Origin of the sequence: Rhodopseudomonas sp. BR0C11, from assembly GCF_010820945.1 — a bacterium.
Lineage (GTDB): Bacteria > Pseudomonadota > Alphaproteobacteria > Rhizobiales > Xanthobacteraceae > Rhodopseudomonas > Rhodopseudomonas palustris_H.
Window position 1 is genome coordinate 1 of sequence record NZ_QTKI01000191.1, and the last position, 8,755, is coordinate 8,755.

Sequence of the window (8,755 nt, forward strand, 5' to 3'; positions counted from 1 at the left end):
GGCGGCAGCTCCTGGCGCAGAGGCTGCCGGCGCCGGCGTGTCGCTCCCCGTCACGGCGCGCTGCTCGCGCTTGATATAGATTTCGGGCAGCGTGTAGCCGAGGTCGAAGGTCAGGAACGCCTTGTCGCGCGCGCCGATCACGCGCTGCACCAGGAGCTGCAGTGACCACGGCTCGGTCGGATCGAAGCCGAACTCGGTCGGCACCAGGAACAGCCCGATCTCCGGGAAATCCGGCGCGCCCTCGGCCGCAAGGTCTCCAAGCCGGGTGTGGTCGCGGTCGCGGAAACGGATGCTGTTGCCGTCCTGGATCAGTTCGATGCGATCGAAGATGCCGCCACGCACGTAGCCGGAGCCCTTGAACGAATAGGTGCCATGGCCGGCGATCACCAGGGCCTGCTGTCCCGGCTGCAACCGCGCTTTCAGCCGCTGATAGCCGTCATCGCCGAGCAGGCTGCGCCCAATCGTCGGCACGCCGACATCGGCGACGTAGAGCTCGATGAACGTGTCGGTCGGCTCGCCGGGCTCGGGACGAGCCGCCGCTTCGCGGTTGCCGGACTTCTCGAACGCCTGATCGACGTCCGCATTGGTCAGCAGCAGCCGGCGCACCGAACCGTCGCCGACCAAGCTCTCCCAATCGCGCACCTCGCTCTTGGTGAGATCGACCGTCTTGCTGACCGGAGGCGCCTGCGCGACGTCTCCCTGCCCGCCGCCGATCCGGCCGCTCTTAATCAGCTTGGTCGCCGAGCGTACGATGCTGTCGCCGATCACCAGCACGGTGACGGTGGCGCCGCTGACGATATCGACTTGCGGCGCCGCAGCCTTGCCACGCGCCACGGGCGCCATATCGGCGCCGATCAGCTTGTTGACGGCGGCGAGGATCTTGGCTTCCGGAATGCCGACCAAAACGATCGGCTCTTTGTGATCGACCAGCTTCAGGCCGGTGATCACGCCGTTCGGATCGATGCCGATCAGCATCTGGATCGGCTTGCCGGAATAGCCGGTGGCGTTAACAAAGTCCGAATTCAGATAGGCGAACCCCAGCAATCGATCGCCTTGATACGCCGGGGCGAGCGCAGGATCGCCCTGCATCGGACCGAAGCGGTCTGCGCCCGGCACGAGCTCGGAAGGTGTCGCACGGCTGAGATAATCGCCCAGATGGCTCGCGGCATCAGCAGCCGTCACGCTGCTCGCCAAAGCGAGCACAAACAAAAACAGGGCAAGGATTGGGCGCAATCTTCTCAACGGTCCGGTTCCAAGTAGTGAACAGAACGCCGTTGTTCTGGATCGCGTGGTCGACTTTCGATAGCAGCCGACAAAGACACCGATTTGCGCCAGCGCAAATTCGGCACATAATGCCTAAACTGCTCAACCAGAGACGACCATGCGTAACACTCCGCTCTTGACATCAACACCGACGCACGCGGTGAAGACTCTTGCCGAGCTCTACGCCATCGCTCTAGCGCAGGCCGAACGCGCCGCCTCGAATTATGATCAGATGGCGGCGTCGCTGACAGATGACAGCGATCACAGTGTCGAACCTGTGCGCTGTGTGTTCGAGACACTGCGCGAGCGCGAACAGGATCGGATCGCCGAGATCAAGCTACGTCGCTCGACTCTTCCGCGCAAGGAAGCCGATGCCGCACCCGCGATCGGCCCCGTTGATGATCTGGTTCCAAAATCGGAACTCGTTGAACTGACAGACTCGTCACTGTCCACGCCGTACCAAGCGTGGGCGATCGCCGTTCGGCATCGGCAGCGAGCTTTCGTGTTCTGGACCTACGTCGCCGCGCATGCCGCAGCGCCCGAGCTTCGAATCGCAGCGGAGACAATGGCGCGAGAAGCGCTGGTCGACTCTGACCTGCTGCGGCGCGAGCGCAGGTTGGCGTGGCGAGCCGAGCAATCGCGCAAAGGCGAGGACGCAGGAGAGCAGACGACGGGGGAAATGTCCTCGGCCGCACTGATGGAAAGCCTGCTGCTGAAAGAGATCGTGCGCTGGTCGCAAACTCTGCCGCCAACGGACCAAGAGCGGCTGTTGTCATCGAATGGCCTTGCTTCAGCCGACCTTGCGGCTCTCAGCGCCGAGCTGCCGGGGAAATCCGACAGTGAGACCACGGCAGACGTGCCGCGACGCGTGGTGCGCTATGCCGAGCAACTGACCTCGATTTATCTGGACGAATCCGACCGCGCCACCGATCAGGCGGGTTTGGAACTGGCGCAGAGCCTCGCCGCCTCGTCGATCGCCCGGCTCGCGCGGCTGCGCGCGTTCGCCAACTCGCAGCGATCCTAAGAGCCCGTCACATCGCCGCTTTTGTTTGCGCCCCGACAACGATCGCGGGCGGCGTCGCGGCGATGCTGCATGCATGACAGATCAAATCACCACCGTCATCGACGTCAGGCTGTTTCCCCGGCCGCTACGCCACCCGATCGTGTTCAGCCTGTTCGACCAGCTCACACCCGAGCGAGGGCTGGAGCTGGTCAGCGATCACGACCCGCGGCCGCTCCGCTACCTGTTCGACGTGAAGCGGCCCGGGAGTTTCTGTTGGGACTATCTCGAGAGCGGGCCGGCAACTTGGCACGTCAGCCTTCGTAAGGCGCTCCACATCCCAGATTGCGAAGCTGCGCTGGGATAGTTGGCGCGCCACAGCGCGGCCGGCATTCTGACCAGCGCGCTGACGCACACCCGAATTGCCTCAGGGCTTGAACTTCGCCTGCCCGGTCTTGCCGTCCGCCGTCTTCAACGTGAGGCTGACCGAGGCGCCTTTGGCGATCTCCGATTTGGACTCGGCCTTCAGCGCCGTGCCGGCTGCAGTGAGTGGCAGCGTCTCGCGCTCGCTTCCGGAGATCAGAAGGGCCGCGCCGGAGAAGCCGCTGGTCGGTAGCGGCTTATTCGACTCGTCGAAGACGTTGAACGTCACGGTCTTGCCCGAGGCGACCATCTCGACATGCACCCCGGCGACATCTTCGACCGGGCCGCCGTTCGGCCCCTTGTGGTGGTCGTGTTGCGCCCACGCCGGCGCGGCAAACAACAGCGCGGCTGCGACGATCAGCATCTTTTTCATCGATGAGCTCCTTAAGTGTTAGGGACAGGATCCGTAGCGGCACCCGCAGTTGCCGTTTCGCGGCGGAACAGGATGTAGAGCGCAGGCAGCACCAGCAGCGTCAGGATCGTCGACGACACGATGCCGCCGATCACCACGGTCGCCAGTGGCCGCTGCACCTCGGCGCCGGCACCGGTGGCAAGCGCCATCGGCACGAAGCCGAGCGAAGCGACCAGCGCGGTCATCAGCACGGGACGTAGCCGCGTCAGCGCGCCCTCGCGCACCGCTTCGACGATCCGGCGCCCCTCGCCGCGCAACCGCTCAATGAAGGTGATGATAACGAGACCGTTCAGTACCGCGACGCCGGACAGCGCAATGAAGCCGATGCCGGCGCTGATCGACAGCGGAATGTCGCGCAGCAACAGCGCGAAGATCCCTCCGGTCAAGGCCAGTGGCACGCCGCTGAACACCAGCAGTGCGTCGGCCGCCGAGCCGAGGCTGATGAACAGCAGCAGGAAGATCAGCAGAAGCGCGATCGGCACCACGATGGTCAGGCGCTGGGTCGCAGAGACGAGCTGCTCGAACTGCCCGCCCCAGCCGATCCAGTAACCGGCCGGCAGCTTGACCTTGTCGGCGATCAGCTGCTGCGCCTCGCCGACGAACGAGCCGAGGTCGCGGCCGCGGACGTTGGCCGAGACCACGATGCGGCGCTTGCCGTCTTCGCGGCTGATCTGGTTCGGCCCCGGCGCCACCACGATCTCGGCAAGCTCGGACAACGGTGCGTAACGCATCTGGGACAGCGGCGAGACGCCGAACGCCGCCGGTGTGGCTTTCGCCTGCCCCTCGGCCGGCGGCAGCGGGATCGGCAACGCCTTGATCGCCTCGATATCGGTACGGATCTGATCCGGCAGCCGGACGACGAGATCGAAGCGGCGGTCACCTTCGAATACGAGCCCGGCCGATTTGCCACCGACCGCGATCTCCACCAGATTCTGTACCTCGGCAACACTGATGCCGAACCGCGCAAGCGCCTTACGGTCGAGCTTCACCGTTAGCACTGGCAGCCCGGCGACCTGCTCGCTCTTGACGTCGGCCGCCCCCTTGATGGTCTGCAGCACCGACTGCACTTGCCCGGCGACCTGAGTGAGCACATCGAGGTCGTCGCCGAAGATCTTGACGCCGACATCGCTGCGCACGCCGGAGATCAATTCGTTGAAGCGCAACTGAATCGGTTGCGATAGCTCATACAGGCTGCCCGCCACCTGCTCGGCCGCCGTTTCGATTTGTTCGACGACCTCAGCTTTCGGCTTCTTGGGATCCGGCCATTGATCGTGCGGCTTCAGCATCACATAGCCGTCGGAGATCGACGGCGGCATCGGGTCGGTCGCGACCTCCGCCGTGCCGGTGCGGGCGAACACATCCTTCACCTCAGGAATTGCCAGGATGCGCTTCTCCAGCGCGATCTGCATGTCGAGTGATTGGGTCAGGCTGGTCGCGGGAATCCGCATCGCCTGGATCGCGACGTCGCCTTCATCCAGGCTCGGGATGAACTCGCCGCCCATCCGCGTCGCCATGTAGCCGCTGACGACCACGAGCATCACGGCCGCCATGACGATCAGCCGCCGAAACCGGATCGCCAGATCGAGCAGCGGCAGATACGCCCGGTGCGCCAGGCGCATGAACCAGTTCTCTTTCTCGGACACTTTGCCTGTGACCAGCAGCGCCACCGCGGCGGGCACGAACGTCATCGACAACAGGCTGGCGCCGAGCAGCGCCATCAGCACGGTCAGCGCCATCGGCGTGAACATCTTGCCTTCGACGCAGGTCAGCGTCAGCACCGGCACATACACCACCGCGATGATCAGCGTGCCGAACAGACTCGGTTTGATCACTTCGCGCGAGCCGGCGATGATGGTCTCGAACCGTTCCTGACGGGTCAGCAGCCTGCCTTGCCGCTGCTGCTCGTGGGCCAGCAGCCGCAGGCAGTTCTCGACGATGATCACGGCGCCGTCGATGATGATGCCGAAGTCGATTGCGCCGAGACTCATCAAATTGGCGCTGACCTTGTTCTCGAACATCCCAGTGATGGTGAACAGCATCGCCAGTGGGATCACCAACGCAGTGGCAAACGCCGCTTTGAAGTTGCCGAGGATCAGGAACAGGATCGCGATCACCAGCAGTGCGCCCTCGACGAGGTTTTTCTCCACCGTCGCGATGGTGGCGTCGATCAGATGGGTGCGGTCATACACCGCGCGGAGCGACATACCTTCCGGCAGCGACTTCTCGATCTGCTGCAGCTTCGCGGCAACCCGCTGTGCCACGGTGCGGCCATTATCGCCGATCAGCAGCATCGCGGTGCCGAGCACGACCTCCTGTCCGTTCAGCGTCGCAGCGCCGGTGCGCAGGTCGGTGCCTTCCTTCACCTCGGCGACATCCATGATCCGCACAGGCACGCCGCTGCGCGAGCCGATCACGATCTGCCGGATTTCCTCGACGTCACTGACCTGCCCCGGCGTGCGCACCAGATACTGCTCGCCGTTCTTCTCGATGTAGCCGGCGCCGACATTGGCGTTATTGCTGGCGAGCGACGTCATCACGTCGCGGAAACTGAGGCGATAGGCCATCAGCTTCGCCGGATCGGGCAGCACGTGGAACTGCTTGGCGAAGCCACCGATCGTGTTGACTTCGTTGACGCCGGGGACGTTGCGCAGTTGCGGCTTGATGATCCAGTCCTGCGCGGTGCGCAGGTCGCTGGGCGTGAACGGCTTGCCGTCGGCGCGCGTCGCCCCCTGCTTCGCCTCGACGGTGTACATGTAGATTTCGCCGAGCCCGGTCCCATTGCGGTCTCGATTCCGATCGGCAGCACATCCTTGGCGCGCTGCACGCGCTCGTTGACGAGCTGCCGGGCGAAGTAGATATCGGTGCCGTCCTTGAACACCACGGTGACTTGGCTCAATCCGTAGCGCGACAGCGACCGCGTGTTGACGAGGTTCGGCAGCCCGCCCATCGCGGTTTCGATCGGAAAGGTGATCCGCTGCTCGACTTCAAGCGGCGAATAGCCGGGCGCGTTGGTGTTGATCTGAACCTGGACGTTGGTGATGTCTGGCACCGCGTCGATCGGCAGCCGCGTGAAATTCCAGGCGCCGAACGCGCCCATCATCAGCACGCCGATCATCACCAGCCAGCGCTGGCGGACGGAGAATGCAAGAACCCGGTCGATCATGCGCGATCTCCGCGAACCGAGGCGACCACATTAGTGCTCATGGGAGGCCGATCCCTTGCCGAGCTCTGCCTTCACCACGAAGCTGTTGGCTGCGGCGTAGCGATCACCATCGAGCAAGCCGAACACGACCTCGACATTCTCGGCATCGCGGTCGCCGAGCTCGACGTCGCGCACCTCGAACTTGTCGCCACTGCGGACAAACACCACGCTGCGATTTTCGACAGTCTGGATCGCCGAGGCTCGCACCGCGAGGGGCACCGGCTTGGCCGAGAGGATCAGCCGCGCCGAGACGAACAGGCCGGTGCGCAGGCGCAGCGCATCGTTCGGCACCACGGCACGGGCGAGCGCGCTCTGCGTATCGCTGCTGCCGACCGGGGAGATGTACGACAGGCTGGCCTCGATCGGCTTGCCGCCGTCGGCGACGTCGATCAGGATCTTGTCGCCGATCCGCACCCGCGGCAGATCGCGCCGATACACCGACAGGTCGACCCAGACCGTGGAGACATCGGCGACGATGAACGCCGGCTTCTGCTCGGAAGCGTATTCGCCCAGCGAAATCTGGCGATCAATCACAGTGCCGGAGATCGGCGCACGCATCTCGTAGACGCTGAGGCTCTGATTGCTTTCGATCTTGGCGAGCAGCTCGCCCTTCTCGACCGTGTCGCCGATCCGCTTCTTGATCTCCCGAACCACGCCGGGGAACCGCGGCGTGACCTGCACCAGCGTCTCCTGGTTGGGCTGCAGGATGCCGTTGAGCACCAGCGACTCGTACAGCGTCTCCGCTTTGGCGGTGCGGATCTCGATGCCTGAGGCCGCGACCTTGGCGTCGCTCATCTCGACCGCACCCTCCTCGCCGTGGCCCTCATGACCATGGCCCTTCTCACCCTCGGCGTGATTGTGTCCCTTCGAGTCCTTCGCAGCCTGCTGGGCCGGCTGGCGCGATCCGATCGGCGCGTAGGCGGAAACGGCGGCACCGAGCGCAAACATCGCGGCGGCACCACAGATCAACATCAACGGTTTCATCATCGCGCGCCTCCCCGCGCCAATGCGAAAGGATTGCCGACGAGCCCCTCAATGGTGGCGACGGCGACATGGAAATTCTGCTGCGCCTCCTGCTCGCGCAGCCGCGCCTGCGCGACGCTGCCTTGGGCATCGAGCACTTCGAGCAGCGAGTAGCGCCCCTGGCCGTAACCTTCGGAGATCGCGGCGGCGGCATCCCTGGCTTTCGGGATCGCGGTGTCGCGCAAGATTGCCAGCTCGCGCAGCGAGCCTTGCAGCGAGTCGTAGGCCCGTCCCGCGATCACGATCAGCGTATTGCGATTGGCCTGTCGTTCCGCCGCGGTCTTGGCCAAGCTCTCCTGCGCCGACAGGATGTTGCCCTGGTTCTGATCGAACAGCGGGATCGGCACCGACACCGATAAGCGGACAGCGTTGTCGCCGGTCTCGTTGTAGCGGCGCCAGCCGGCCGCCACGGTGACGTCCGGATACGGCTTGAGGCGCGCCAGCAAAAGCTCGGCGTTGCGCTGCGCATACACCGCCTTCCAGCGCACCAGCTGCGGATTGGCGTCGATCGCAGCGATCACGGACTGAAATGCCGGTGGTTTGCCGATTGCTTCGAGCCGGCCGGAGACCGCAGCGAATTTCGGCGCTGTATCGCCCATCAAGATCGCCAGCTCCCGCCGGGCGGTAGCGAGCGCCGACCGAGTGCGTTCGCGATCTGCCTTCACCAGCGCGGAAGCGACCTCGGCTCGGCCGGTCTCCGCCACCGACGATGCGCCGGCTTCGACGCGGCGCTGCAGCAGCGGCGTGATCGCGTCGATCGCGGCGATCTGCTCGTCGAGGATCTGAATGCGCCGCTGCAGCCCGAGCACCGTAACGAAAGCGATCGCGGTCTCCGACAGCACCTCGAGCCGCACCGCCTGGCGACCAATGGAGGCGGCATCGAGCCCCGCCTGCCCGGCGGCGATGCGGGCGTCGCGCTTGCCCCACAGCTCGAACATCTGGCTGATCTGCAGCGTCGACTCCGCCGACCGCGTGCCGCGATACGCGCCTGAGCCGAACGAATTGTCCTGCTCGTAGGAGATCTCGGGATTGATCAGCGCGCCGGATTGAATGCGCTGGCCCCGCGCGATGCCGACGTCACGTTCGGCGGCGGTGAGCCGCGGACTGGCGTTGAGGGCGCGCTGCAGCGCGTTGCCCATAGTCAGCGTTTGCGCACGGGCCTCTCCCGCCAGCACAAAGCCGGCGAGCAAGACGGCCGCGCACGCGAGCCGCGTGGCGATCGAAGACAACATGATGAAGACCTGACGAACGACGAATTGAGGGCGCGTCGCGCCCAGCGGTCATGTTCAGATCAGGGCTTTTGGTGGCGGAGGTTCGATTCCACGCTGAACGCTGCGGCGTGCGGCGTCTTCATAGTGCATGGGCGCAGTGGCGAGCTCGGCCGCGGTCGCGACGACGCTCGGGCTCGGCAGCGACACCGAGAAGCAACCGT

At 65.0% G+C, this 8,755-nt stretch carries 6 protein-coding genes and 1 pseudogene; 2 read left to right on the forward strand and 5 right to left on the reverse strand.

The window, feature by feature from the left end:
• A partial coding sequence (locus DYI24_RS15335; RefSeq protein WP_349627783.1) for an FMN-binding protein occupies positions 1-1,182 on the reverse strand: 1,182 nt, incomplete at its 3' end.
• A 199-nt stretch (positions 1,183-1,381) separates the two neighbouring features.
• Between DYI24_RS15335 and DYI24_RS15340 the strand changes: the two genes are divergently transcribed.
• Both DYI24_RS15340 and DYI24_RS15345 read left to right on the forward strand, forming a co-directional pair.
• Positions 1,382-2,287, forward strand: coding sequence for a ferritin family protein (locus DYI24_RS15340; RefSeq protein ID WP_164572904.1), 906 nt, complete (start codon positions 1,382-1,384; stop codon positions 2,285-2,287).
• 73 nt (positions 2,288-2,360) lie between these two features.
• Complete coding sequence (locus DYI24_RS15345) at positions 2,361-2,630, forward strand: DUF2249 domain-containing protein (protein WP_164572905.1); 270 nt, start codon at positions 2,361-2,363, stop codon at positions 2,628-2,630.
• 60 nt (positions 2,631-2,690) lie between these two features.
• Here DYI24_RS15345 and DYI24_RS15350 read toward each other — a convergent pair whose 3' ends face one another.
• From DYI24_RS15350 to ihpA, 4 genes and pseudogenes are all read right to left on the reverse strand, one after another.
• The gene (locus DYI24_RS15350) at positions 2,691-3,059 is read right to left on the reverse strand and encodes a hypothetical protein (RefSeq protein WP_164572906.1); all 369 of its coding nucleotides are present in this window, start codon (positions 3,057-3,059) and stop codon (positions 2,691-2,693) included.
• 11 nt (positions 3,060-3,070) lie between these two features.
• A pseudogene (locus DYI24_RS15355) lies at positions 3,071-6,261 on the reverse strand (efflux RND transporter permease subunit).
• Positions 6,262-6,291: 30 nt separating this feature from the next.
• On the reverse strand, positions 6,292-7,287 hold the full coding sequence (gene ihpB / locus DYI24_RS15360; RefSeq protein ID WP_164572907.1) for a divalent metal ion exporter adaptor subunit IhpB: 996 nt from the start codon (positions 7,285-7,287) through the stop codon (positions 6,292-6,294).
• Positions 7,284-8,555, reverse strand: a complete 1,272-nt coding sequence (gene ihpA / locus DYI24_RS15365; RefSeq protein WP_164572908.1) for a divalent metal ion exporter subunit IhpA — start codon at positions 8,553-8,555, stop codon at positions 7,284-7,286. The genes ihpB and ihpA overlap by 4 nt, the downstream gene beginning before the upstream one ends.
• Between the last annotated feature and the right edge of the window lie 200 nt (positions 8,556-8,755).

Bases quoted from the DNA above. Each gene is read 5' to 3' on its own strand.
- DYI24_RS15340 (WP_164572904.1), top strand. From the start codon at position 1,382: ATGCGTAACACTCCGCTCTTGACATCAACACCGACGCACGCGGTGAAG.
- DYI24_RS15345 (WP_164572905.1), top strand. From the start codon at position 2,361: ATGACAGATCAAATCACCACCGTCATCGACGTCAGGCTGTTTCCCCGG.
- DYI24_RS15350 (WP_164572906.1), bottom strand. From the start codon at position 3,059: ATGAAAAAGATGCTGATCGTCGCAGCCGCGCTGTTGTTTGCCGCGCCG.
- ihpB (WP_164572907.1), bottom strand. From the start codon at position 7,287: ATGATGAAACCGTTGATGTTGATCTGTGGTGCCGCCGCGATGTTTGCG.
- ihpA (WP_164572908.1), bottom strand. From the start codon at position 8,555: ATGTTGTCTTCGATCGCCACGCGGCTCGCGTGCGCGGCCGTCTTGCTC.